Origin of the sequence: Agromyces zhanjiangensis (genome assembly GCF_040496055.1) — a bacterium.
GTDB classification, from domain to species: Bacteria; Actinomycetota; Actinomycetes; order Actinomycetales; family Microbacteriaceae; genus Agromyces; species Agromyces zhanjiangensis.
The window spans coordinates 384105-409101 of sequence record NZ_JBEPKB010000002.1; the positions used below are offsets into that span (position 1 = coordinate 384105).

The following is a 24997-nucleotide window of genomic DNA, read 5'->3' on the forward strand; positions in this document are numbered from 1 at the left end:
GCCCACCGACACGATCGCCGGGATCGCGCTCAGCGAACGCCTGGCGCTCGCGTCATCCGCTCGGCCGCTCGCGCGCCGCCGTCCGAGCCCGCTCGATGTCCACCCAGAGCGCATCGGCCTGGCTCATGGTGTGCGCGATCGTGCCGCCGGTGTCGATGACGACGTCCGCCACCGCGCGCCGCTCCTCGTCGCTCACCTGCGCGTCGACGCGGGCCTCGGCCTGGATCGGGTCGAGTCCGCGCTCCTCGACGAGTCGCCTGACCTGAGCGCGCTTCGGCGCACTGGTCACGACGACGAGGTCGAACGGGTGATCGACCTGCGCCTCGACGAGCAGCGGGACGTCGTAGACGACCACGGCGTCCGGGTCCTCCTCCTCGGCCTTCGCGATGAGCCGTCCCGACAGTTCCCGTACCGCCGGGTGGACGATCGCGTTCAGCCGCGCCCGAGCCTGGTCGTCCCGGAACACGAGCTCTCCGAGGCGCTGACGGTCGAGCGTCCCGTCCTGGCGGAGGACCTCACCGCCGAACTCGTCGACGATCGCCTGCAGGCAGGTCGTTCCCGGCTCGACCACGCGGCGGGCGAGCTGGTCGGCGTCGAGGTGGATGGCGCCGTGCTCGACGAGCCGACGCGCGACGGTGGACTTGCCCGACGCGATGCCGCCGGTGAGGCCGATCAGATACACACCCCCACTCTATTGGTGTGCGACACGTAGCCCGACGGCGAGGCGATCGTTCGTCTCGCGCGTCAGCGCTGGTGGATGACGCCGGAAGGCCGGCCCCCGAGGGGACCGGCCTTCCATGTGACGTTCGAGCAGCGAGGCTGCGCGAAGCGACTAGTTGCTCGAGAGCTTCTCGCGCAGCGCCGCCAGCGAGGCGTCGTCGGCGAGGGTGCCCGCGCCGGCCGAGTCGCTCGAGAACGACGAAGCGCCCGACGAGAACGAGTCGTCCGAAGCCTGCGCCGCGAGCGAGGCCGCGACCTGCTTCTTGTGCGCCTCCCAGCGAGCCTGGGCGGCAGCGTACTCCTGCTCCCACTTCTCGCGCTGGGCCTCGAAGCCCTCGCGCCACTCGTTGGTCTCGGGGTCGAAGCCCTCGGGGTACTTGTAGTTGCCCTGCTCGTCGTACTCGGTGAGCATGCCGTAGAGCGCCGGGTCGAACTCGGTGCCCTCGGGGTCGACCCCATCGTTGGCCTGCTTGAGCGACAGCGAGATGCGGCGACGCTCGAGGTCGATGTCGATGACCTTCACGAAGACCTCTTCGCCGACCGACACGACCTGCTCGGCGAGCTCGACGTGACGGCCCGACAGCTCCGAGATGTGCACGAGGCCCTCGATGCCGTCCGCGACGCGGACGAACGCGCCGAACGGGACCAGCTTCGTGACCTTGCCCGGGGTGACCTGGCCGATCGCGTGCGTGCGCGCGAAGACCTGCCACGGGTCCTCCTGGGTCGCCTTGAGCGAGAGCGAGACGCGCTCGCGGTCGAGTTCGACGGAGAGCACCTCGACGGTGACCTCCTGGCCGACCTCGACGACCTCGGACGCGTGCTCGATGTGCTTCCACGAGAGCTCCGAGACGTGGACGAGACCGTCGACGCCACCGAGGTCGACGAACGCACCGAAGTTGACGATCGACGAGATGACACCCTTGCGGATCTGTCCCGGGTGGAGGTTCTGCAGGAAGGTCGAGCGCGACTCCGACTGGGTCTGCTCGAGGAGGGCGCGACGCGACAGGACCACGTTGTTGCGGTTCTTGTCGAGCTCGAGGATCTTCGCCTCGATCTCCTGGCCGAGGTACGGCGTGAGGTCGCGGACGCGGCGCAGCTCGATGAGCGAGGCCGGGAGGAAGCCGCGGAGGCCGATGTCGACGATGAGGCCGCCCTTGACGACCTCGATGACCGAGCCGGTGACGACGCCGTCGTCTTCCTTGATCTTCTCCACGTCGCCCCAGGCTCGCTCGTACTGCGCGCGCTTCTTCGACAGGATCAGACGGCCTTCCTTGTCCTCCTTCTGGAGAACGAGGGCCTCGACGGAGTCGCCGACCTCGACGACCTCGCTGGGGTCGACGTCGTGCTTGATGGAAAGTTCGCGTGAGGGGATCACACCCTCGGTCTTGTAGCCGACGTCGAGGAGGACCTCGTCGCGGTCGATCTTCACGACGGTGCCCTCGATGAGGTCGCCGTCGTTGAAGAACTTGAGCGTCTTCTCGACCGCGGCGAGGAAATCGTCAGCAGATCCGATGTCGTTGATCGCGACCTGCTTGGGCGCCTTGGTCGTTGCGGTTGTCATGTAGTGGATGCTCCGAATGGACAATATCGGGCCCGACGCGGGAAGAGCGTTGTCTTTGGTGGTCCGCGACGGGCAGGCGGACAGGATTGTCACACGAGTGACACTCCATCCTAGCCGCGCGCGACGCCATGCGGCAACCCGGGCGTGTCGCTGCACACCCGCTCAGGCCCTCAGGCCGCCAGCGCGCCCCGCAACGTGTCGAGGCCGACGCCGCCGAGCGACAGCGCCCGCCGGTGGAACGCACGGACGTCGAAGGCCGCCCCCTCTCGCCGGCGCACGTCGTCGCGCAGCCCCTCCCAGATGCGCTGCCCGACCTTGTACGACGGCGCCTGTCCGGGCCAGCCGAGGTAGCGGTGCACCTCGAAGCGCACGAACTCCGGGGGCATGTTGACGTTCCTGCCCATGAAGTCGAATGCGTACTCCCCCGTCCATGGCCCTGCGCCGTCGGGACGCTGCTTTCCGAGGTGCACCCCGATGTCGAGCACGACGCGCGCGGCGCGCATGCGCTGCCCGTCGAGCATGCCGAGCCGGTCCGCCGGATCGTCGAGGTAGCCGAGGTCCTGCATGAGCCGCTCCGCGTAGAGCGCCCACCCCTCCGCGTGACCCGACGTGCCCGCGAGCTGCCTCCGCCAGGTGTTCAGCGCCCCGCGATTCACGACGGCCTGGCCGATCTGCAGGTGGTGACCCGGGACGCCCTCGTGGTAGACCGTGGTCTTCTCGCGCCAGGTGTCGAACTCCGTGACACCCTCCGGGACCGACCACCACATCCGGCCGGGACGCGTGAAGTCGTCGCTCGGCCCGGTGTAGTAGATGCCGCCCTCCTGCGTGGGCGCGATGAGGCACTCGAGCGTGCGGATCTCCTCCGGGATGTCGAACTGGGTGGCCCCGAGCTCTGCGACGGCGCGGTCGCTCGTCTCCTGCATCCACCGCTGCAGCGCCGCGGTGCCGACCAGCTTGCGCGCCGGATCCGCTTCGAGGTGCGCGACGGCCTCCTCGACGCTCGCCCCGGGCAGGATCTCCTTCGCGACCGCCTCCTGCTCCGCGACCATGCGCGCGAGTTCCTCGATGCCCCACTCGTACGTCTCGTCGAGGTCGACGACCGCACCGAGGAAGTGGCGCGAGCGGAGCGCGTAGATCTCCCGGCCGACGGCGTCGTCCATGCCCGCCTTCGGGGCGAGTTCGCCCTCCAGGAACTCGGCCAGGCGATCGTAGGCGGATGCCGCGGCCGCGGCTCCGGCCTCGAGGTCGCGCCGCACCGACTCCCCCGCCGCGTCGCCCGCCCCGCCGGCGAACGTGCTGAAGAACCCGTCGGCCCGTGCGTGCCGGCGTGCCTGCACCGCGACCTCGCGGACCTGACGGACGGCCGGAACGACGCCGCGCTCGATCCCGAGGCGCAGCGTCTCGACGTACCCGTCGATCGCGCCCGGGACCGCCGACAGCCTCGACGCGATCCGGGCCCAGTCCGCCTCCGCGGCGCGAGGCATGAGGTCGAAGACCTCGCGGATCTCCTGGGCGGGGCTCGCGATGACGTTGAGGTCGCGCAAGTGCAGGGCGGCGGCATCCGCTTCGAGATCGAGTCCGAGCTCGGCGCCGAGGTCGGCGACGGTGATCCGGTCGACGTCGTCGGCGACCGATGCCGACTCCAGTGCGGCCCGTGCGGTCCGCACGGCCTCGATGCGGGACTCGTGCCCCTCCGGTGAGAAGTCGGGGAGCCTGTGGTCCTGGTCGGTGCGGCCGAGGTACGTGCCGACCGTGGGGTTCAGGTCGACGATCGTGTCGACCCACTCCTCGGCGATGCGATCGACGGCGGTGGGGGTACGGACTGCGGTGACCATGACCGCGAGCCTAGACGAGCGGACGCCGGGGCCGCGAAGCCGTGAGCCGGCCTCGCATCCGGGCGCTCGCGACGATCGTCGAACGCAGTGTGGTCAGTGCGCCGCGTCCTCCCAGTCGCGACCTCGACCGACCTGCACGTCGAGCGGCACGAGGAGGTCCGCCGCATGCGACATCCGGTCGTGCACGAGGGCCTCGAGCTGGTCGCCCTCACCCTCGGCCACCTCGAAGATGAGCTCGTCGTGCACCTGCATGAGCATTCGCGAGCGCAGGTCGCGCGCGCGCAGCTCACCCTCGACGCCGATCATGGCGAACTTCATGATGTCCGCGGCCGAGCCCTGGATCGGGGCGTTCAGCGCCGCACGCTCGGCGTTCTCACGAAGCACGCGGTTCGGGCTGTTGAGGTCGGGGAACGGACGGCGTCGCCCGAAGATCGTCTCGGTGTAGCCGTCGAGCTTCGCCTGCGCGACGACACCGCGCAGGTAGTCGCGGACCGCGCCGAACCGCTCGAAGTAGTCCTTCATGAGCTGGGTCGCCTCGGCGCGGTCGATGCGCAGCTGCTTCGAGAGGCCGAACGCGCTGAGTCCGTAGGCGAGGCCGTACGACATGGCCTTCACCTTGGTCCGCATGAGCGGCGTGACGTCGGCCGGATCGACGTCGAAGATCCGAGCACCCACGAAGCGGTGCAGGTCCTCTCCGGAGTGGAACGCCTCGATGAGGCCCGGGTCCTGCGACAGGTGCGCCATGATCCGCATCTCGATCTGCGAGTAGTCGGCGGTCAGCAGTTCGACGTACTCGGGGCCGTGGGTGAAGGCGGCGCGGATGCGTCGGCCCTCCTCGGTGCGGACCGGGATGTTCTGGAGGTTGGGATCGGTCGACGAGATGCGGCCCGTCGTGGTGCCCACCTGCACATAGCTGGTGTGGACGCGGCCGTCGGACTGGATCGACTTGTCGAGCGTCTCGACGATCTGCCGCAGCTTCGTCGCGTCGCGGTGTTCGAGCAGAAGCCCGAGGAACGGGTGCGGGTTCGTCTCCTGGAGGTCGGCGAGCGCCCCCGCGTCGGTCGAGTAGCCCGTCTTGGTGGCGCGGGTCTTCGGCATGCCGAGCTGGTCGAACAGCACCTCCTGGAGCTGCTTCGGCGAGCCGAGGTTCACCTCGCGGCCGATCTCGTCGTACGCCGACCGCGCGAGCGCTGCCGCCCGCTCCCCGAGCTGGGCGGAGAGCTCCGCGAGCTTCGCATGCTCGACGGTGACCCCGCGGAGCTCCATCTCGGCGAGCACGCCGACGATCGGGATCTCGATGTCGGCGAGGACGCGTCGCGACCCCTCGGAGAGCGCCGCGAGCACGTGCGGCGCGACCCGCAGCGAGTACCAGGCGAACTCCGGCGCGCCGGCGGTGCTCTCGGCGTCGGGCACCAACTGCGACGGGTCGGCCATGGGGACGGTCTCGCCGAGGTAGCGGGACACGAGGTCCACGAGGTCCTTCTCGGCCAGGCTCGGACGCACGAGCCACCCGGCGATCAGCGTGTCGACGACCAGCCCGCCGAACCCGAGGCCCGAGCGGCGCAGCGCCTTGAGCTGCGGCTTGGCGTCGGTCATGACCTTCGGCGCGTCACCCGCGAGCCACTCCTCGAACGGAGCCAGGTCGGGCTCGCCCGCGGCCCAGTCGAGGCGCACGCTCTCGGTCGTGCTCGCGATGCCCGCGCCGATCACCCGGCCGTCGAGCACCTCGAGGCTGAGCCCGAGCCCGGCCGGCTCGGCTGCGGTCGACCGCGCGAGCCAGGCGGCGAGCTCGTCACCCCGGAGCGCCTGCGGAACGGGCGTCACCGCCGCGGGCTCCGCCTCCGCGGACAGGGCGGCGGTGCCGTCGGCCGTCAGCCCGTTCGACTCGGCCGCCATCTTGGTCACGCGATCGAGCAGGGTCTTGAACTCGAGCCGGTCGAACAGCTCGCGGACGGCCGCCTCGTCCATCGGCCGGGCCACGAGGTCGGGGATCTCGACGTCGAGTTCGAGGTCGCGGACCAGGCGATTGAGGCGTCGATTGCGGATCGCGTTCTCGCGTTCCCGCCGCAGGTTGTCGCCGACCACGCCCTTGATCTCGTCGATGTGCTCGAGGATGCCGTCGAGGCTGCCGTAGAGGCCCAGCCACTTGACCGCGGTCTTCTCGCCGACCTTGGTGATGCCGGGAAGGTTGTCACTGGTCTCGCCCACGAGCGCCGCGACTTCGGGGTACTGCTCGGGCCGCACGCCGTACCGCTCGACGACCGCCTCGGCGTCGTAGCGCTTCAACTGCGACACGCCCTGCACGTTCGGGTACAGGAGGGTCACGTCGTCGTCGACGAGCTGGATCGTGTCGCGGTCGCCCGAGACGACGAGCACGTCGAACCCCTCGGCAGCGCCGCGCGTGGCCAGCGTGGCGAGGATGTCGTCGGCCTCGTAGTCCTCCTTCTCGAGCACCGTGATGCGCATGGCGCGCAGCGCCTCCTTCAGGAGGCCGATCTGGCCCTTGAACTCCTGCGGCGTCTCGCTGCGGTTCGCCTTGTACTCGGTGTACTCGCGGGTGCGGAAGGACTGCCTCGAGGTGTCGAAGGCGACCGCCAGGTGCGTCGGCCGCTCGTTGCGCAGCAGCATGAGCAGCATCGACAGGAAGCCGTGGATGGCGTTCGTGTGCTGCCCGTCGCGGGTGCTGAAGCTGTCGACCGGCAGCGCGTAGAACGCACGGTAGGCCAGCGAGTGGCCGTCGACGACGAGCAGGGTGGGCTTCACGGGGGTGGGGTCGGGCACCCGACAAGACTACAAGCGGGCACCGACACGACCGGACGGGGCGCAGCCGCCGCCGAGCCCCGCGGAGACGACGGATGCCGCGACGAACGAGTCGTCGCGGCATCCGTCACCGGGTCGGTCGCCCGGGCTGGTCGGTTCAGGACTTCTTGGGCGCGAGCTGCTCGATGATCGCCTGAGAGACGTCCTTCATGGTGAGGCGTCGGTCCATCGAGGCCTTCTGGATCCAGCGGAACGCCTCGGGCTCGGTGAGCCCCATCTTCTCGTTCAGCAGGCCCTTCGCGCGGTCGACGAGCTTGCGCGTCTCGAAGCGCTCGACGAGGTCGCCGACCTCGGCCTCGAGCGCGATGATCTGCGCGTGGCGGGCGAGCGCGATCTCGATCGCGGGCAGCAGGTCGTTGGGGGTGAACGGCTTGACGACGTACGCCAGGGCGCCCGCCTCGCTCGCGCGCTCGACGAGCTCCTTCTGGCTGAACGCCGTCAGCAGCACGACCGGGGCGATGTGGCCCTTCGAGAGTCGCTCCGCCGCCGAGATGCCGTCGAGCTGGGGCATCTTCACGTCCATGATGACCAGGTCGGGCCGCAGCTCGGTCGCGAGCTGGACCGCGGTCTCGCCGTCGCCGGCCTCGCCGACCACCTCGTAGCCGTGGTCGCGCAGGATCTCGACGATGTCGAGGCGGATGAGCGACTCGTCCTCCGCGACGACGACGCGGCGCGGAGCCGGCTGGGTGTCTTCGGTGTCTGTCACGCTGAAGAGCCTACGGTATTCTGGCCGGGGCCCTGAGGCCGGTGTGGCGGAATGGCAGACGCGGAGCACTCAAAATGCTTTGCCCGTGAGGGCGTGTGGGTTCGACCCCCACCACCGGCACCACTCGATCGGATGCGGTGCACGTCGCACGGAAGCGGCGCATGACGCAGGCGCGGATCGCGCGCATGACGCAGACGCGGATGCCGCGCGCGGCGAAGCCGCGGATCGGCCGCGCGACGCCGTCGGCGAACGCCGACGGCCCGGCCGCTTCGTGCGACCGGGCCGTCGGACGGACCGTGGGTCAGAGCACCTCGCCGACGATGTGCACGCGCACGTCGTTGGTGGTGCCGGGGATTCCGGGAGGCGACCCGGAGATGATGACGACCTTCTCCCCCGTCGTGGCCTTGCCCGTCTTCTCGAGCACGTCGTCGACCTGGCCGACCATCTGGTCGGTGTGGGTGACGCGCTCGACGACGTAGGACTCGACGCCCCAGTAGAGCGCCATGCGGCGCCGGATCGCGGGGTCGGGAGTGAAGGCGAGGATCGGGATCTTCGAACGGATCCGCGCCATGCGGCGCACCGACTCGCCGGTCTCGGTGAAGACGCAGAGGTACTTCGCCTCGACGAAGTCGGCGACCTCCACCGCGGCCAGCGTGATCGCGCCGGACTGCGTGCGGGGCTTGGTGCCGAGCGGCGCGATGCGGTCGAGCCCGTGCCGCTCGGTCGACTCGACGATGCGGCACATCGTCTTCACCGTCTGCACCGGGTACTCGCCGACACTCGTCTCGCCCGAGAGCATGACCGCGTCCGCGCCGTCGAGGATGGCGTTCGCGACATCCGAGGTCTCGGCGCGCGTCGGCACCGGCGAGTGGGTCATCGACTCGAGCATCTGCGTCGCCACGATGACGGGCTTGGCCAGGCGCCGGGCGATCTCGACCGCTCGCTTCTGAACGATGGGCACCGCCTCGAGCGGCAGCTCGACGCCCAGGTCGCCGCGGGCGACCATGATCGCGTCGAACGCCTCGATGATCTCCTCGAGCGCATCGACCGCCTGCGGCTTCTCGATCTTCGCGATGACGGGGAGGCGGCGGCCCTCCTCGGACATGATCTGGTGCACCCGGTCGATGTCGGCCGCGTTGCGCACGAACGAGAGCGCGATGAGGTCGGCTCCGAGCTTGAGCGCCCAGCGCAGGTCGGCCTCGTCCTTCTCGGAGAGCGCGGGGACGTTCACCGCGACGCCCGGAAGGTTGATGCCCTTGTTGTTCGACACCGGTCCGGCGACGACGACCCTGGTCGTCACGACGGTGCCGTCGGTCTCGAGCACCTCGACGCGGACCTTGCCGTCGTCGATGAGGAGGTGGTCGCCCGGTTCGACGTCCTGGGGCAGGCCCTTGAACGTCGTGCCGACGATCTCCTTCGTCCCGGCGATGTCCTCCGTCGTGATCTTGAAGATGTCGCCCTCGGCGAGCTCATGGGGGCCGTCGGCGAACTTCCCGAGGCGGATCTTCGGCCCCTGCAGGTCGACGAGCACGGCGACCGCACGACCGGAGTCGTTCGCCGCCTTCCGCACGTTCTGGTAGACGCCCTCGTGCACGTCGTAGCTGCCGTGGCTGAGGTTCATTCGGGCCACGTCGACGCCGGCATCGATGATCGCGCGGATCTGCTCGTAGCTCGATGTCGCCGGACCGAGGGTGGCGACCACCTTCGCTCTTCTCATGTGGTGTGTGCTCCAGGGGTTGCGCGCCGAAGCGCTGGATCGGGGTCTGCAGGCGCCGGCGGCGCCGGGTCACACGGCGAAGGCTCGCGCCGTCGCGGGGATGGGGCTCGGCAGCTGCGTCTCACCTTCAAGGTACCGGTCGACGGATGCCGCCGCAGCCCGGCCCTCGGCGATGGCCCAGACGATCAGCGACTGCCCGCGGCCCGCGTCGCCGGCGATGAAGACGCCGGGCTCCTCGGTCGCGTAGTCCGCCTCCCGCGCGAAGTTGCCGCGCTCCGTGGAGCGCAGGCCGAGCTGGTCGGCCGCGGTCTCGGTCTCGGGGCCCGTGAAGCCGAGCGCGAGCAGGACGAGGTCCGCGGGGATCTCGCGCTCCGTGCCCGCCTTCGGCACGCGGCGGCCGTCAAGGTACTCGGTCTCCGCGACGCGGATCGCGCGGACCTCGCCGACGTCGTTCGCGAGGAACTCGACGGTCGAGGCGAGGTACTGGCGCTGCCCGCCCTCCTCGTGGGCGCTCTGCACCTCGAACACGTTCGGGTGCATCGGCCACGGCTGCTCCGCGGAGCGGGTCGTGCTCGGCTGCTTGCCGATGGCGAGGTTCGTGACCGACAGCGCGCCCTGGCGGTGGGCGGTGCCGATGCAGTCGGCGCCGGTGTCACCGCCGCCGAGGACCACGACGTGCTTGCCCTCCGCGCTGATCTGGTCGAACACGTCGTCGCCGGCGACCACGCGGTTGGACTGCGTGAGGTACTCCATGGCGAAGTGCACGCCCGGCAGGTCGCGGCCGGGGATCGGCAGGTCGCGCGGCACCAGGGCGCCGGTTGCGACCACGACGGCGTCGTAGCGTCGGCGGAGCTCGTCCCACGACAGGTCGACGCCGATCTCGACGCCGGCGCGGAAGCGCGTGCCCTCGGCGGTCATCTGCGCGAGGCGCTGCTCGAGGTGCTTCTTCTCCATCTTGAAGTCGGGGATGCCGTAGCGCAGGAGGCCCCCGATGCGGTCGTCCCGCTCGTACACCGCGACCGTGTGGCCGGCGCGCGTGAGCTGCTGGGCGGCCGCGAGTCCGGCCGGGCCGGAGCCGACGACCGCCACGGTCTTGCCGGTGAGGCGTCCGGGCGGCTGCGGCTGGACCCATCCGCTGCCGAATGCCTGGTCGATGATCGAGACCTCGACCTGCTTGATCGTGACGGCCGGCTGGTTGATTCCGAGCACGCACGCCGACTCGCACGGCGCGGGACAGAGCCGACCCGTGAACTCGGGGAAGTTGTTCGTCGCGTGCAGCCGCTCGATCGCGGCACGGCCCTCGCCGCGCCACATCAGGTCGTTCCACTCGGGGATCAGGTTGCCGAGCGGGCACCCCTGGTGGCAGAACGGGATGCCGCAGTCCATGCAGCGACCGGCCTGGCGTCGGAGCTGGGCCGAGTCGCCCTGCTCGTAGACCTCTTTCCAGTCCATGATGCGCACCGGGACGGGGCGACGCTTGGGCAGCTCCCGCTCCGTGGTCTTCAGAAAACCCTTCGGGTCAGCCACCCGTCACCTCCATGCAGTCGATCGGAACCGTACGGCCGGGCGCCCTGCGCTCAGCCACCGGTCACCTCCAGGATGCGGCTCCACACGACGTCGCCGTCGGGGTCGAGACCCTCGTCGACGGCGCTCTGGCGCGTGCGGAGGACCGCGGCGTAGTCGCGCGGGAGCACCTTCGTGAAGCGGTCGAACGCGGCGTCGCCCTCCGCGAGGAGGGTCGCGGCGACCGCCGAGTCCGTGTGCTCCAGGTGCTGCTCCAGCAGGTCGCGGAGGATCTCGTGGTCGGCGCTGCCGAGCCCGTGGAGCTCCAGCTCGCCGCTCGAGAGCGACTCGCGGTTGACCTTGGCCTCGGCGAGGTCGAGCACGTAGGCCGTGCCGCCCGACATTCCGGCGCCGAGGTTGCGGCCGGTTGGTCCGAGGATCAGCGCCAGCCCGCCCGTCATGTACTCGAGCGCGTGGTCGCCCACGCCCTCGACGACGGCCGTCGCACCCGAGTTGCGGACGAGGAACCGCTCGCCCACGATGCCGCGGATGAACATGCTGCCCTGCGTCGCGCCGTAGCCGATCACGTTCCCGGCGATGACGTTGCGCTCGGCGACGAAGCCGGCCTCGCGCGACGGGCGCACGATGATCTGGCCGCCCGAGAGGCCCTTGCCGACGTAGTCGTTCGAGTCGCCCTCGAGCCGCAGGCGGATGCCGCCGGGGAGGAACGCGCCGAACGACTGCCCGGCACTGCCCGTCAGGGTCACGTCGATCGAGCCCTCGGGCAGGCCCTGGGCTCCGTGGCGGACCGTGACCTCGTGACCGAGCATGGTGCCGACGGCGCGCGCGGTGTTGCGGACCGGCAGTTCGATCTCGACCCGTCCGCCCTGCTCCAGCACGAGCGCGCTCCGGCGGATGAGCTCGTTGTCGAAGTGCTCGTCGAGCTCGTGGTCCTGTGCGCGCCCGTTGCGCCGCGGCTCCGAGTCGGAGAAGTCGGGACCGACGAGCACCGGCGTGAGGTCGAGGCCCGACGCCTTCCAGTGGCGGACCGCGCGCTCGACGTCGAGGAGCTCGCGGCGACCGATGATCTCGTCGAGCGAGCGGTAGCCGAGCTCGGCCAGGTACTCGCGCACCTCCTGCGCGATGAACTCGAAGAAGTTCACGACGAACTCGGGCTTGCCCGTGAAGCGCTTGCGGAGTTCGGGGTTCTGGGTCGCGACGCCGACGGGGCACGTGTCGAGGTGGCAGACGCGCATCATGACGCAGCCCTCGACGACGAGCGGGGCGGTCGCGAAGCCGAACTCCTCCGCGCCGAGCAGCGCGCCGATCACGACGTCGCGCCCGGTCTTGAGCTGCCCGTCGACCTGCACGACCACGCGGTCGCGCATGCCGTTCAGCATGAGCGTCTGCTGCGTCTCGGCGAGGCCGAGCTCCCACGGCGTGCCCGCGTGCTTCAGCGAGTTGAGCGGGCTCGCGCCCGTGCCGCCGTCGTGGCCGGAGACCAGGATGACGTCGGCGAGGGCCTTCGCGGTGCCGGCGGCGACCGCGCCGATGCCCGACTGGCTCACGAGCTTGACGTGCACGCGCGCACCGGGGTTGGCGCGCTTCAGGTCGAAGATCAGCTGCTTCAGGTCCTCGATCGAGTAGATGTCGTGGTGCGGAGGCGGCGAGATGAGGCCGACGCCCGCCGTCGCGTGCCGAGTGCGCGCGACCCACGGGTACACCTTCGTCGGCGGCAGCTGCCCGCCCTCGCCGGGCTTCGCGCCCTGCGCGAGCTTGATCTGGATGTCGTCGGCGTGCGTGAGGTACATGCTCGTCACGCCGAATCGGCCCGACGCCACCTGCTTGATCGCGCTGCGACGCTCCGGGTCGAGCAGGCGGTCGAGGTCCTCGCCGCCCTCACCGGTGTTCGACTTCGCGCCGAGCCGGTTCATCGCGATCGCGAGCGTCTCGTGCGCCTCCTTGGAGATCGAGCCGTAGCTCATCGCCCCCGTCGAGAAGCGCTTGACGATCGACTCGACCGGCTCGACCTCGTCGATCGGCACGGCCGGGCGCGCCCCGGTCCGGAGGGCGAACATGCCGCGGAGCGTCATGAGCTGCTCGGCCTGCGTGTCGACCATGTCGGTGTACTCGCGGAACACGTCGTAGCGGCGGTTCCGGGTCGAGTGCTGGAGGCGGAAGACCGTCTCGGGGTTGAAGAGGTGGGGCGAGCCGTCGCGGCGCCACTGGTACTCGCCGCCGGTCTGCAGCCGCTCGTGCGCCCGCACCGCGACATCCGACGGGTAGGCCACGGCGTGGCGCGACCGGTTCTCGTCGGCGACCACGTCGATGCCGACGCCGCCGAGCTTCGAGGTCGTGCCCGTGAAGTACTCGTCGATGAACTCCTGCGAGAGTCCGACGGCCTCGAAGGCCTGGGCTCCGGCGTACGACGCGATGGTCGAGATGCCCATCTTCGACATGATCTTCAGCACGCCCTTGCCGAGGGCCGTGATCACGTTGCGCACCGCCTGCTCGGGGGTGATGCCCGTGAGCACGCCCGAGCGGACCAGTTCCTCGCACGTCTCCATCGCGAGGTACGGGTTCACGGCCGAGGCACCGTAGCCGACGAGGAGCGCGACGTGGTGCACCTCGCGCACGTCGCCCGCCTCGACCACGAGGCCGACCTTCATCCGCGTCTCGGAGCGGATCAGGTGGTGATGGACCGCCGAGAGCATGAGCAGCGACGGGATCGGCGCGAGGTCCTTCGTCGTGTCGCGGTCGCTCAGGACGATGAACGACGCGCCCTCCTCGATGGCCTCGTCGACCTCGCGGCAGAGTTCCTCGATCCGCTCGCGGAGGCCGGCGGCACCCTCGTCGACGCGGTAGAGGCCGCGGAGCGTGCGCGAGGAGCGCGCGCCAGAGGGCGCGGTCATGTGCACGATCTTGGCGAGCTGATCGTTGTCGATGACGGGGAAGTCGAGCGACACCTGGCGGGCGTGCTCGGCGCCCGCGTCGAGCAGGTTGCGCTCCGGGCCGAGCGAGGTCGACAGCGAGGTGACGACCTGCTCGCGGATCGAGTCGAGCGGCGGGTTCGTCACCTGCGCGAACTGCTGGGTGAAGTAGTCGAACAGCAGGCGCGGACGCTGCGACAGCACCGCGATCGGCGTGTCGGACCCCATGGCGCCGATCGGCTCCTGGCCGGCCTTCGCCATCGGGGCGAGGAGGACCTTGACCTCCTCCTCGGTGTACCCGAACGTGCGCTGCCGGCGATTGACGGAGGCGGGCGGGTGCACGATGTGCTCGCGCTCGGGGAGGTCCGCGAGGCGGATGCGGCCCTCGTCGAGCCACTCCTGCCAGGGCGCGGATGCCGCGAGCTCGGCCTTGATCTCGTCGTCCTCGATGAGGCGGCCCGCCTCCGTGTCGACGAGGAACATGCGACCCGGCTGCAGGCGGCCCTTGCGGACGACGCGTCGCTGCGGGAGGTCGATCACGCCGATCTCGCTCGCGAGGACGACGAGCCCGTCGTCGGTCACGAGGTACCGGCCAGGGCGCAGCCCGTTCCGGTCGAGCGTCGCGCCGACCAGCGTGCCGTCGGTGAAGACGATCGCCGCGGGTCCGTCCCACGGCTCCATGAGCATCGAGTGGTAGTCGTAGAACGCTCGGCGCGCCGGGTCGATCTCCGTCTGCTTCTCCCACGCCTCGGGCACCATCATCATGACCGCGTGCGGGAGGCTGCGGCCGGCGAGTGTCAGCAGCTCCACGACCTCGTCGAACGAGGCCGAGTCGCTCGCGCCGGGCGTGACGATCGGCATGATCGGGGCGAGGTCGCCGAGCGCCTCGGACTCGAGCTGCGACTGGCGCGCGCGCATCCAGTTGCGGTTGCCCTGGATGGTGTTGATCTCGCCGTTGTGCGCGATCATCCGGAACGGCTGCGCGAGCGGCCACGACGGGAACGTGTTCGTCGAGTACCGCGAGTGCACGAGAGCGAGCTTCGAGGCGAACCGCTCGTCGGAGAGGTCGGGGTAGAACGGCTCGAGCTGCAGGGTCGTGACCATGCCCTTGTAGACCAGCGTGCGGCTGGACAGCGACGCGAAGTACAGCTCGAGCTCGCGCTCCGCGCGCTTGCGGAGGCGGAACGTCAGCCGGTCGAGCGCGATGCCCGTGATGTGCGCGCCCTCGGAGGTCGTGGCCGAGCTCCGCACGTAGAGCTGCTGGACGACCGGCATCGCTGCGCGCGCCAGCGTGCCGAGCTCGTCCGGACGGACGGGGACCTCGCGCCATCCGATGACCTCGAGGCCCTCGGACGCGGCGATGCGTCGCAGCTGCTGCTTGACCTGGCTCCGCGCCGTGGGGTCGACGGGCAGGAACGCGTTGCCGACCGCGTAAGCGCCTGCCTCGGGGAGCGGGAAGTCCACGACCTCGCGCAGGAACGCGTCGGGCACCTGGGTGATGATGCCGGCGCCGTCGCCCGTTCCCGCGTCCGAGCCGACCGCGCCCCGGTGCTCGAGGTTGCGCAGTGCGTCGAGCGCCGCGGTGATGATGTCGTGCCCGGCGGTGCCGCGCAGGGTCGCGACCATCGCGAGCCCGCAGGCGTCCTTCTCGGCGGCGGGGTCGTACATGCCCTGTGCGGGCGGGGTCAGACCGAACCTGGCGTGGGGAGGGGGAAGCGACACGTTGGACCGTCCTCGGTATCTCGGTGGCAACGGGGACGTCGTCGGCCCACGATGGAGGAGTCGCGGCGCGAGGTGCGGCGCAGCGATGGGGAACGCGGTTTCGGCGTGGCCCCCTATTCGGTGGCCGAGCGGCTCGAGCTTGTGGCAGCCGGCTCGCCGTGTGCGTTCTCGCCCTCGACGCCATCGTCGAGAGAGTCGGTGTCGGACTCGGTGTCGTCAGAGTCTACCTCAGCATCGGCCGGCACCCATTCACGCCCCGGGCGGTACACGCTCGGCTCGATCCCGGTGTGACGACGGCTCTGGACGACGATGATCACGATGCCGATCACGATGGCCGCGAACGACGCCCACACGTTCGAGCGGATGCCGAGGAACATCTCGCTCGGGTCGACGCGGATCGTCTCGAAGACGGCCCGGCCCGCGCCGTACCAGATGAGGTAGGCGCCGAACATCTTGCCCCAGCGGAGGCGGAACGCGCGCTCGAGCGCGAGCAGCACGACGACGCCGAGCAGGTTCCACACGATCTCGTAGAGGAAGGTCGGGTGGAACAGGGTGCCCTCCGGCAGCCCGGCCGGGAACGCCGCGTTGTCGGCCTCGATCTCGAGGCCCCACGGGAGGTCGGTCGGCCAGCCGAAGAGCTCGTGGTTGAACCAGTTGCCGAGGCGTCCCACGGCCTGCGCGACGAGCAGCCCGGGGGCGAGCGCGTCGGCGAACGACCAGAACCGGAGCCCGGTGAGGCGGCAGGCGATGATGACGCCGATCGCACCGCCGATGAGCGAACCGTAGATGGCGTTGCCGCCCTCCCAGATCGCGAAGACCTTCCACCACTCCTGCCCGGCGAAGTAGTCGTCGGGGTGGGTGAACACGTGGTAGAACCGTGCACCGATGATGCCGAGCGGGACCGCCCAGAGCACGACGTCGAGCACGATGCCGGGCTCGGCGCCGCGCGCGGTGAGCCGGCGCGAGGTGATGATCGTCGCGAGGATGATGCCCGCGAGGATGCACAGGGCGTACATCTGGATGTTGAGCGTCAGTCCGAAGATCGGGATCTCCAGCGTGCGCCACGCCTCGTCGGGGCTCGGGATGCTGAGCGGTGCGATCACGCCGGGCTCTGCCTTTCGTCGATGCTGCGGGGTGCCGTGACGGCGGCCCCGTCGAGACTACTTCACTGTCGGACGGTGCCGCGCGCGAGTTCCGCGGCGAGGGCGCCCGCCGCCTCGACGCCGCCGTCGGCGAGGGCCTTCACGAGCGCCGAACCGACGATCGCCCCTTCCGCGTACTCGAGCACCTCGGTGACCTGCGCGGCCGTCGAGATGCCCACGCCGACGCAGCTGGCCGGCGATCCGGCCTCGCGGAGGCGCCCGACGAGCGTCCGGGCCGCGCGGTCGACATCGCTGCGCGCACCCGTGATGCCCATCGTCGAGACCGCGTAGACGAACCCGCGGCTGGCGTCGATCGTGCGGCTGAGCCGGGCGTCGGTCGAGGTCGGCGCGGCGAGGAACACGCGGTCGAGCCCGGTTCGCTCTGAGGCCGCGATCCAGTCCTCGGCCTCGTCGGGGATGAGATCGGGCGTGATGAGGCCCGCTCCGCCGGCCGCGGCGAGGTCGTCGGCGAACCGGTCGACGCCGTACTGGACCACGGGGTTCCAGTAGGTCATGAGCAGCACGGGGGCGTCGACGCGCTCGGTGACGCGGCGGACCGCCTCGAAGCCGTGCGCGAGCCGGAAGCCGTTCGCCAGGGCCTGCTGCGTGGCCGCCTGGATCACCGTGCCGTCCATGACGGGGTCGGAGTACGGCAGGCCGAGCTCGAGGACGTCGACGCCGTTCTCGACGAGCGCCACCGCGGCCTCGACGCTCTCGTCGAGCGTCGGGAAGCCCACGGGGAGGTAGCCGATCAGCGCGCCGGCGGCCTCCTCGTTGCGGCGCGCGATGACGGTGCCGACGTTCCTCACTGCTCGCCTCCGTCGTAGAGCCCGAAGTAGCGGGCGGCCGTGTCCATGTCCTTGTCGCCGCGACCCGAGAGGTTCACGAGGATCGTGGCGTCCTCGCCGAGCTCGGCGCCGAGCTCGATCGCGCCCGCGAGCGCGTGCGCCGACTCGATGGCGGGGATGATGCCCTCGGTGCGCGTCAGCAGGCGGAGCGCCTGCATGGCCGCGTCATCCGTCACCGCGCGGTACGTGGCGCGGCCGAGCGCCGCGAGCCACGAGTGCTCGGGGCCCACGCCCGGGTAGTCGAGGCCGGCCGAGATCGAGTGCGACTCGATCGTCTGGCCATCCTCGTCCTGCAGGAGGAAGCTGCGTGCGCCGTGCAGCACGCCCGGTCGCCCCTTCGAGATGGTCGCGGCGTGACGCGGCGTCTCGACGCCCTCGCCGCCGGCCTCGAAGCCGTAGAGCGCCACGTCGGCGTCGTCGAGGAACGCGTGGAAGATCCCGATCGCGTTGGAGCCGCCCCCGACGCACGCGGCGACGGCGGTCGGCAGCGACCCGGTCAGGTCGAGCACCTGCCGGCGCGCCTCCTCGCCGATGATCTTCTGGAAGTCGCGCACCATCTCGGGGAACGGGTGGGGGCCCGCCACGGTGCCGAAGATGTAGTTCGTGGTCTCGACGTTCGTGACCCAGTCGCGCATCGCGTCGTTGATCGCGTCCTTGAGGGTGCGCGAGCCCGTCTTCACGGCGACGACCTCGGCGCCGAGCAGGCGCATGCGCGCGACGTTCAGCGCCTGGCGCTCGGTGTCGACCTCGCCCATGTAGATGGTGCAGTCGAGGCCGAAGAGCGCCGCCGCGGTCGCCGTCGCGACGCCGTGCTGGCCGGCCCCGGTCTCGGCGATGACGCGCCGCTTGCCGATCCGCTTGGTCAGCAGCGCCTGGCCGAGCACGTTGTTGATCTTGTGCGAGCCGGTGTGGTTCAGGTCCTCGCGCTTGAGGATGATGCGGGCGCCGCCGGCGTGCTCGGCGAAACGCGGCACCTCGGTGATGATCGACGGCCGACCGGTGTAGTTGCGACCGAGGTCGGCGAGCTCCTCGCCGAACGCGGGGTCGAGCTTCGCGAGCGCGTACGCCTCGGAGAGCTCGTCGAGGGCCGCGACGAGCGACTCGGGCACGAAGCGCCCGCCGAACTCGCCGAAGTAGGGACCGGTCTGGGCACGCAGGGCCATGTCACACCGCCAGGAATGCAGAGAGGTTCGAGATGGGGTCGCCCGTGACGAGCGCCTCGCCCACGAGGACCGCGTCGGCGCCCGCCGCGCGGTAGTGCGCGACATCCGCCGCCGAGAGCACGGCCGACTCGGCGACCTTGATCGCCCCATCGGGGAACCGGTCGACGATTCGGCCGAACAGGTCGCGGTCCAGCTCGAAGGTGCTGAGGTCGCGGGCGTTGACGCCGATGAGCTTCGCGCCGATCCGCGCGGCGCGGTCGAGCTCCTCGGCGGAGTGGGTCTCGACGAGCGCCGTCATGCCGAGTTCGGTGATGAGCCCGTAGAGCTCGCCGAGGGTCACGTCGTCGAGTGCGGCGACGATGAGGAGCACCATGTCGGCGCCCGCGGCTCGCGCCTCGAACACCTGGTAGGCCGTCGCGATGAAGTCCTTGCGGAGGATGGGGAGCGAGACCGCCGCGCGCACCGACTCGAGGTCGGCGAGCGAGCCGCCGAACTTGCGCCCCTCGGTGAGCACGCTGATCGCGCTCGCGCCGCCGAGTTCGTAGGTGCGGGCGAGCGCAGCTGGGTCGTCGATCGCGGCGAGCGAGCCGCGCGACGGACTCGAGCGCTTGATCTCGGCGATGACCTTGACGCGGTCGGACGGGGCCAGGGCGACGAGGGCGTCGACGGCGTCGGGGCGCGCGAGGGCCGCGGCCTCGACCTCGGCCATCGGGCGGTCGGCACGACGCGCTTCGGCGTCGGCGACGGCGTTCGCGGTGAGCTCGGCGAGCACGCGTCAGTGCGCCTTGGGCGCGACCTTGTCGCCGTCGACGCCGTAGCCCGCGCGGGCGAGGGCCCACCCGACCACGAGGCCGACGACGAGGAGCGCCGCGGACGCCCACACCAGCCACTGCACGTCGAAGAAGAAGGCGACCGTGCCGATGGTGAAGGCGAGGAGCATGATCACCACGGCCGTCCACGCCGCGGGCGAGTGTCCGTGGCCGGGGTCAACGTGCTCAGTGCTCATGGTGCTCCTTCTGTGCGGGGGTCCTGGAAGAGTCTAGCGGGTGGTCCCGGCGCGATCGTCGCCATCGACCGCGCCGTCGGGCGCACCGTCGCGCCGGGACCCGGTGTCGTCGGTGCCCGCCGTGGCCGTGGGCGCCTCGGTCGGGTCGTCGCCTCGGCTCAGGTCGTCCCACGCGTCGACGGCGCGATCGGATGCCGGGACGGCGGCGCCGTCGTCTGCGGCGACCCGGACGCCGCCACCGTGCCTCCGCGACGTCGGCCAGGCGCGCGCGGTGGCCACGACCCCGAGGCCCGCGAGCACCACGATCGCGCCGCCGACGACGGCGACGGCGGGCCAGGGTGTCGCCACCACGTCGGCGACGAGTGCCGCCGTCGGGCCGGCGCCGGCGACCCCGGTGGCGTCGGCCACGGCCGACGACACCGCGGCGACGGGGTCGGCGATCGCGAGCGACGCCGCGAGCACGACGCAGGCGCCGAGCACGGCCGCGAGAACCCCGAGCACGACCCGGATCACCGGGCCCGCGATCGTGAGCGCACCCGCCAGCGCGAGGCCGGCGAGCGCCAGCGCGGAGAGCGCGGGCGCGGCGGCCTGGCCGCCCACCTGGAGCGTCGCCGCCGAGCCCGAGGTCGCGCCGTCGACGAGGGTCGCCGCGTACCAGGCCTGGCTCCATGCGAGCAACGCGACGCCGGACCCGACGAGGATCCCGACGATCGCGCCGAGCTTCACCCGCCGGCCGCGCACGCTCACGCCCGCTCGACGGGCCGCATGGCGTTCGCGACCGCGACCGCGCGCAGCGGAGCGGCCGCCTTGTTCACCGACTCCTGGTACTCCGACTCGGGGTTCGAGTCGGCGACGAGGCCGCCGCCCGCCTGCACGCGCGCGACGCCGCCGATGATCGTGGCGGTGCGGATCGCGATCGCGAGGTCGGCGTCGCCGCCGAAGCCGAAGTAGCCGACCACGCCGCCGTACACGCCCCGCTGCGCGGGCTCGAGCTCGTCGATGATCTCGAGCGCCCGCGGCTTCGGGGCCCCGGACAGGGTGCCGGCCGGGAACGTCGCCCGGAACACGTCGACCGCGTTCGCGTCGGGCGCGAGGTCGCCCTCGACCGACGAGACGAGGTGCATGATGTGACTGAACCGCTCGACGCGCATGAACTCGGTCACCTCGACCGTGCCGGCCGAGCACACCTTCGCGAGGTCGTTGCGGGCCAGGTCGACCAGCATGAGGTGCTCCGCCTGCTCCTTCGGGTCGGCGATGAGCTCGGCCTCGAAGTCGGCGTCGTCCTCCGGCGTCGCGCCGCGCGGCTTCGACCCGGCGATGGGGTGCGTGTAGACGCGGCCGTCCTCGACCTTGACGAGCGCCTCGGGCGACGATCCGACGATCCAGTACGGCTCCCCCGAGACGTCCTCGAGGTGCAGGAGGTACATGTACGGGCTCGGGTTGAGGCTCCGGAGCACCCGGTACACGTCGATCGGGTGGGCCGTGGCCTCCTGCTCGAACCGCTGCGAGACGACGACCTGGAAGATGTCGCCCTCGCGGATGTACTCCTTCGAGCGCTCGACGGCGGCGAGGAAGTCCGCCTTCTCGGTGCGGTGACGGGGCGCGGGCGCACGGGTCAGGTCGATCTCGGCGAGATGCGCCTCGGACGGTCGCGCGAGCGCCGACTGCATGCGGTCGAGTCGCGACTGCGCGTCGTCCCAGAGCTGCTCCGCGGGCTCGTCGCGGTCGTTGAGCACGGATGCCACGAGCTGCACGGTGCCCGTCCGGTGGTCCATCACGACGAGCTCGGACACGAACGCGAACGCCTGGCCCGGCACGTCGAAGTCCGCGGGTGGGCGGTTCGGCAGGTGCTCGATCTGGCGGATCGCCTCCCAGCCGATGAAGCCGACGAGCCCGCCCGTGAGCGGCGGCGCGCCGGGAACGTCCTCGGTGTGCCAGCGCGCGTAGAGCGACTCCAGCGCCGCGAGCGGTGCGAGGTCGTCGGATGCCTCGCCGAGCGCGCGCGCGCGCGACATCCCGTAGTCGAGCCACTCGACCCGGCCGTCGCGGTCGGTGAGGACGCCGTGCGAGGCCGCGCCGACGAAGGAGTACCGCGACCAGATCCCGCCCTGCTCGGCGGACTCGAGCAGGAACGTGCCGGGGCGACCCCCGGCGAGCTTGCGGTAGATGCCGACGGGGGTCTCGCCGTCGGCGAAGAGCTCGCGGACGACCGGCACCACGCGCCGCCCGGGCAGGAGCGCGGTGAAGTCGTCGAACCGGGTCGTGGCGGTGCGGGGGGCCGTCATCGTGCGCCTCCGGGCGGTTGGTCGAGGTCGGGCGCGCCGGCGACGACCCGCAGCGGGTCGCCGTCGAAGCAGGTTCGGGTGCCGGTGTGGCAGGCGACGCCGACCTGCTCGACCCTGACGAGCAGGGTGTCGGCGTCGCAGTCGAGGGCCGCGGACCGGACGTACTGCGCGTGTCCGGACGTGTCGCCCTTCCGCCAGTACTCCTGGCGCGAGCGCGACCAGAAGGTGACGCGACCCTCGGTGAGGGTGCGCCGCATGGCCTCGCGGTCCATCCAGCCGAGCATGAGCACCTCGCCCGTGTCCCACTGCTGGATGACCGCGGGCAGCAGCCCGTCCGCGTTGAAGGCGGCGCGATCGACGGCGGTCGCATCGGGCGCCCAGCCCTCGACGTCGCGCTCGAGCTCCTCGTCGTCGTGGTACGTCATCGCACGACCCTCCCGTCTGCGGCGAGGACCTGCTTGACCTCGCCGATGGTGAGCTCCCCGTTGTGGAACACGGATGCCGCGAGCACGGCGTCGGCGCCTGCTTCGATCGCGGGCGCGAAATGCTCGAGCGCACCGGCGCCGCCCGACGCGATCACCGGAACGCTCGAGAGCCCGTGCATGAGCCGCACGAGTTCGAGGTCGAATCCTTGCTTGGTGCCGTCGGCGTCGATGGAGTTCACGAGCAGCTCGCCCGCGCCGAGCTCGATCGCCCGCCGCGCCCACTCGAGCGCGTCGAGTCGCGTCTCGGTGCGTCCGCCGTGCGTGGTCACGACGAAGCCGGACCCGGTCCGGTCGGACCGCTTCACGTCGAGCGAGAGCACGCAGACCTGGGCGCCGAAGCGGTCGGCGATCTCGGCGATGAGCTCGGGTCGGGCGATCGCCGCACTGTTGACGCCGATCTTGTCGGCGCCGTGCCCGAGCAGGCGCGCCACGTCGTCCGCCGTGCGGACACCGCCGCCGACCGTGAGCGGGATGAACACCTGCTCGGCGACGCGGCGCACCATGTCGAAGGTCGTCGAACGGTCGTCGACCGTCGCCGTGACGTCGAGGAAGGTGAGCTCGTCGGCGCCCTGGTCGGCGTAGCGGGCGGCGAGCTCGACCGGGTCGCCGGCGTCGCGCAGGTTCAGGAAGTTGACGCCCTTGACGACGCGGCCGCCGGCCACGTCGAGGCACGGGATCACACGGACGGCGAGGGACATGCGCTGCTCCCTACAACCGGGCGGCGTGGATGGCGCTCACGAGGATCGCGCGCGCACCCAGCTCGTACAGGGCGTCCATCACGTGGTTGGTCTCGACCCGCGGGATCATCACGCGGACCGCGACCCACTCCGGATCGTGGAGCGGCGAGACCGTCGGCGACTCGAAGCCAGGCGCGGCGGCCGTCGCGGCCTCGAGCTTCGCCACCGGGACGTCGTAGTCGACGAGCACGTACTGGCGCGCGACGAGGACGCCCTGCAGGCGACGCACGAGCGTCTGCGTGCCGGGCTTCTCCACCCCTGAGCCGATGAGCACGGCCTCGGAGTCGAGGATCACCGGGCCGAAGATGTCGAGGCCGGCCTTGCGGAGCGTCGACCCCGTCGAGACGACGTCGGCGACGGCGTCGGCCACTCCGAGCCGGACGGCGGACTCGACCGCACCGTCGAGCTTGACGAGCTTCGCGGTCACGCCGTGCCGCGAGAGGAAGTCCCCGACGAGGCCGGGATAGCTCGTCGCGACGCGGACGCCCTCGAGGTCGGCGAGCTCGCCGTACGCATCGGGCGGGCCGGCGAACCGGAACGTCGAGTCGCCGAAGCCGAGCGGGGCGATCTCGGTCGCCTCGGAACCGGAGTCGAGCAGCAGGTCGCGGCCCGTGATGCCGACGTCGAGCGCGCCCGATCCCACGTAGGTGGCGATGTCGCGGGGGCGGAGGTAGAAGAACTCGACCCCGTTGCGTGGGTCGGCGACCACGAGTTCACGAGAGTCCCTTCGGCCCGTGTACCCGGCCTCGTGGAGCATCTGCGCGGCGGTCTCGGAGAGCGAGCCCTTGTTGGGCACGGCGATTCGGAGCATTCCCTGGCTTTCGTGTCGACGGAACTGATCTGCGGGCATGGCGTGATCAGAGATGTCGGTACACGTCTGCGGGCTCGAGCCCCTTGGCCAGCATCAGCACCTGCAGGTGGTACAGGAGCTGCGAGATCTCTTCCGCGGTCTCGTCGTCGCTCTGGTACTCGGCGGCCATCCAGACCTCGGCCGCCTCCTCGACGATCTTCTTGCCGATGGCGTGCACGCCGGCGTCGAGCTGACGAACGGTGCCGCTGCCCTCTTGGCGGGTGCGGGCCTTGTCCTGGAGCTCGACGAAGAGGTCGTCGAAGGATTTCACCCGTCCAGACTAGCGGGGTCCTCGCGGCGCTCGTGGCGGTGTGACGCGACCGCGGCGCGGAGCTCGGCGATCCGCTCCCCCGGGACGCCGCGATACACCGCCGACCCCGCCACGAAGGTGTCGGCGCCCGCCTCCGCAGCGATCCCGATCGTGTCGACCGTGATGCCGCCGTCCACCTGGAGCCAGACGTCCAGGCCGGCCGCCTCCACCGCGTCGGCGACGCGTCGCAGCTTCGGCATCGTCTCGACGATGAAGGACTGTCCGCCGAATCCCGGTTCCACGGTCATGATGAGGACCTGGTCGAACTCGGGCAGGAGGTCGAGGTAGGGCGAGGCATCCGTGCCCGGCTTCAGGGCGATGCCCGCACGCGCGCCGATCTGCCGGAGGTGCCGGGCGAGGGCCACGGGCTCGTTCACGGCCTCGGCGTGGAAGGTGACCGACGCCGCGCCCGCCTCGGCGTAGCCGGGCGCCCACCGGTCCGGGTCGTCGATCATGAGGTGCACGTCGAGCGGGATCGGGCTCACCTGCTGCAGCCGCTGCACCATCGGGAGCCCGAACGTGAGGTTGGGGACGAAGTGGTTGTCCATGATGTCCACGTGCACGAGGTCGGCGGTGCCGATGCGTCCGAGTTCCCGCTCGAGGTTCGCGAAGTCGGCCGCGAGGATGCTCGGGTTGATGCGCGTCGCCATGTCCGCA

At 71.0% G+C, this 24997-nt stretch carries 20 protein-coding genes and 1 tRNA gene; 1 reads left to right on the forward strand and 20 read right to left on the reverse strand.

What is annotated here, in order from left to right:
• Positions 1–52: 52 nt before the first annotated feature.
• The 5 genes from coaE to ABME02_RS05010 form a co-directional block, all read right to left on the reverse strand.
• Positions 53–682, reverse strand: a complete 630-nt coding sequence (gene coaE / locus ABME02_RS04990) for a dephospho-CoA kinase (RefSeq protein WP_353814173.1) — start codon at positions 680–682, stop codon at positions 53–55.
• A 150-nt stretch (positions 683–832) separates the two neighbouring features.
• Positions 833–2281 (reverse strand): 30S ribosomal protein S1, encoded by a 1449-nt coding sequence (rpsA, locus tag ABME02_RS04995; RefSeq protein WP_154347516.1) that lies wholly within the window; start codon positions 2279–2281, stop codon positions 833–835.
• A gap of 170 nt (positions 2282–2451) precedes the next feature.
• Positions 2452–4116: a DUF885 domain-containing protein gene (locus tag ABME02_RS05000; protein WP_154347517.1), complete on the reverse strand. Its 1665-nt coding sequence runs from the start codon at positions 4114–4116 to the stop codon at positions 2452–2454.
• Positions 4117–4209: 93 nt separating this feature from the next.
• The gene (gene polA, locus ABME02_RS05005; protein ID WP_324613534.1) at positions 4210–6897 is read right to left on the reverse strand and encodes a DNA polymerase I; all 2688 of its coding nucleotides are present in this window, start codon (positions 6895–6897) and stop codon (positions 4210–4212) included.
• 136 nt (positions 6898–7033) lie between these two features.
• The gene (locus ABME02_RS05010) at positions 7034–7642 is read right to left on the reverse strand and encodes an ANTAR domain-containing response regulator (RefSeq protein WP_166548847.1); all 609 of its coding nucleotides are present in this window, start codon (positions 7640–7642) and stop codon (positions 7034–7036) included.
• 37 nt (positions 7643–7679) lie between these two features.
• On the opposite strand from ABME02_RS05010, the gene ABME02_RS05015 reads away from it, so the two are divergent.
• Positions 7680–7765 (forward strand) — tRNA-Leu (locus ABME02_RS05015).
• 178 nt (positions 7766–7943) lie between these two features.
• On the opposite strand, the gene pyk is transcribed toward ABME02_RS05015, so the two are convergent.
• The 15 genes from pyk to rpe form a co-directional block, all read right to left on the reverse strand.
• Positions 7944–9359: a pyruvate kinase gene (gene pyk, locus ABME02_RS05020; RefSeq protein WP_353814174.1), complete on the reverse strand. Its 1416-nt coding sequence runs from the start codon at positions 9357–9359 to the stop codon at positions 7944–7946.
• A gap of 69 nt (positions 9360–9428) precedes the next feature.
• On the reverse strand, positions 9429–10886 hold the full coding sequence (locus tag ABME02_RS05025) for a glutamate synthase subunit beta (RefSeq protein ID WP_353814175.1): 1458 nt from the start codon (positions 10884–10886) through the stop codon (positions 9429–9431).
• A gap of 50 nt (positions 10887–10936) precedes the next feature.
• Positions 10937–15460: a glutamate synthase large subunit gene (gene gltB / locus ABME02_RS05030; protein WP_353814402.1), complete on the reverse strand. Its 4524-nt coding sequence runs from the start codon at positions 15458–15460 to the stop codon at positions 10937–10939.
• Between the two features lie 167 nt (positions 15461–15627).
• Positions 15628–16617 carry a prolipoprotein diacylglyceryl transferase gene (lgt, locus tag ABME02_RS05035; protein WP_436408238.1) on the reverse strand — a complete coding sequence of 330 codons (990 nt, stop codon included), beginning with the start codon at positions 16615–16617 and terminating at the stop codon, positions 15628–15630.
• Positions 16618–16679: 62 nt separating this feature from the next.
• The gene (gene trpA, locus ABME02_RS05040; protein ID WP_353814176.1) at positions 16680–17465 is read right to left on the reverse strand and encodes a tryptophan synthase subunit alpha; all 786 of its coding nucleotides are present in this window, start codon (positions 17463–17465) and stop codon (positions 16680–16682) included.
• Entirely contained in the window at positions 17462–18667 is a 1206-nt protein-coding gene (gene trpB / locus ABME02_RS05045; RefSeq protein ID WP_353814177.1) for a tryptophan synthase subunit beta, read from the reverse strand. Before trpB ends, trpA begins: the two co-directional genes overlap by 4 nt.
• A gap of 1 nt (position 18668) precedes the next feature.
• Positions 18669–19439 carry an indole-3-glycerol phosphate synthase TrpC gene (gene trpC, locus ABME02_RS05050; RefSeq protein ID WP_353814178.1) on the reverse strand — a complete coding sequence of 257 codons (771 nt, stop codon included), beginning with the start codon at positions 19437–19439 and terminating at the stop codon, positions 18669–18671.
• Positions 19440–19442: 3 nt separating this feature from the next.
• Positions 19443–19673 carry a DUF6704 family protein gene (locus ABME02_RS05055; RefSeq protein WP_155843226.1) on the reverse strand — a complete coding sequence of 77 codons (231 nt, stop codon included), beginning with the start codon at positions 19671–19673 and terminating at the stop codon, positions 19443–19445.
• 33 nt (positions 19674–19706) lie between these two features.
• Positions 19707–20420, reverse strand: coding sequence for a Trp biosynthesis-associated membrane protein (locus ABME02_RS05060; RefSeq protein WP_353814179.1), 714 nt, complete (start codon positions 20418–20420; stop codon positions 19707–19709).
• Positions 20417–21958 carry an anthranilate synthase component I gene (locus tag ABME02_RS05065; protein WP_353814180.1) on the reverse strand — a complete coding sequence of 514 codons (1542 nt, stop codon included), beginning with the start codon at positions 21956–21958 and terminating at the stop codon, positions 20417–20419. Before ABME02_RS05065 ends, ABME02_RS05060 begins: the two co-directional genes overlap by 4 nt.
• On the reverse strand, positions 21955–22383 hold the full coding sequence (hisI, locus tag ABME02_RS05070) for a phosphoribosyl-AMP cyclohydrolase (RefSeq protein WP_353814181.1): 429 nt from the start codon (positions 22381–22383) through the stop codon (positions 21955–21957). The genes ABME02_RS05065 and hisI overlap by 4 nt, the downstream gene beginning before the upstream one ends.
• Complete coding sequence (hisF, locus tag ABME02_RS05075; RefSeq protein WP_353814182.1) at positions 22380–23141, reverse strand: imidazole glycerol phosphate synthase subunit HisF; 762 nt, start codon at positions 23139–23141, stop codon at positions 22380–22382. The genes hisI and hisF overlap by 4 nt, the downstream gene beginning before the upstream one ends.
• A 10-nt stretch (positions 23142–23151) precedes the next feature.
• Positions 23152–23991, reverse strand: a complete 840-nt coding sequence (gene hisG / locus ABME02_RS05080; RefSeq protein WP_353814183.1) for an ATP phosphoribosyltransferase — start codon at positions 23989–23991, stop codon at positions 23152–23154.
• 46 nt (positions 23992–24037) lie between these two features.
• Positions 24038–24301, reverse strand: a complete 264-nt coding sequence (locus tag ABME02_RS05085; protein ID WP_353814184.1) for a phosphoribosyl-ATP diphosphatase — start codon at positions 24299–24301, stop codon at positions 24038–24040.
• On the reverse strand, positions 24298–24990 hold the full coding sequence (gene rpe / locus ABME02_RS05090; RefSeq protein ID WP_353814185.1) for a ribulose-phosphate 3-epimerase: 693 nt from the start codon (positions 24988–24990) through the stop codon (positions 24298–24300). The genes ABME02_RS05085 and rpe overlap by 4 nt, the downstream gene beginning before the upstream one ends.
• Between the last annotated feature and the right edge of the window lie 7 nt (positions 24991–24997).

Bases quoted from the DNA above. Each gene is read 5' to 3' on its own strand.
- rpsA (WP_154347516.1), bottom strand. From the start codon at position 2,281: ATGACAACCGCAACGACCAAGGCGCCCAAGCAGGTCGCGATCAACGAC.
- ABME02_RS05000 (WP_154347517.1), bottom strand. From the start codon at position 4,116: ATGGTCACCGCAGTCCGTACCCCCACCGCCGTCGATCGCATCGCCGAG.
- pyk (WP_353814174.1), bottom strand. From the start codon at position 9,359: ATGAGAAGAGCGAAGGTGGTCGCCACCCTCGGTCCGGCGACATCGAGC.
- gltB (WP_353814402.1), bottom strand. From the start codon at position 15,460: ATGTACGACCCCGCCGCCGAGAAGGACGCCTGCGGGCTCGCGATGGTC.
- trpB (WP_353814177.1), bottom strand. From the start codon at position 18,667: ATGGCCCTGCGTGCCCAGACCGGTCCCTACTTCGGCGAGTTCGGCGGG.
- ABME02_RS05055 (WP_155843226.1), bottom strand. From the start codon at position 19,673: ATGAGCACTGAGCACGTTGACCCCGGCCACGGACACTCGCCCGCGGCG.
- ABME02_RS05065 (WP_353814180.1), bottom strand. From the start codon at position 21,958: ATGACGGCCCCCCGCACCGCCACGACCCGGTTCGACGACTTCACCGCG.
- hisI (WP_353814181.1), bottom strand. From the start codon at position 22,383: ATGACGTACCACGACGACGAGGAGCTCGAGCGCGACGTCGAGGGCTGG.
- hisF (WP_353814182.1), bottom strand. From the start codon at position 23,141: ATGTCCCTCGCCGTCCGTGTGATCCCGTGCCTCGACGTGGCCGGCGGC.
- hisG (WP_353814183.1), bottom strand. From the start codon at position 23,991: ATGCTCCGAATCGCCGTGCCCAACAAGGGCTCGCTCTCCGAGACCGCC.
- rpe (WP_353814185.1), bottom strand. From the start codon at position 24,990: ATGGCGACGCGCATCAACCCGAGCATCCTCGCGGCCGACTTCGCGAAC.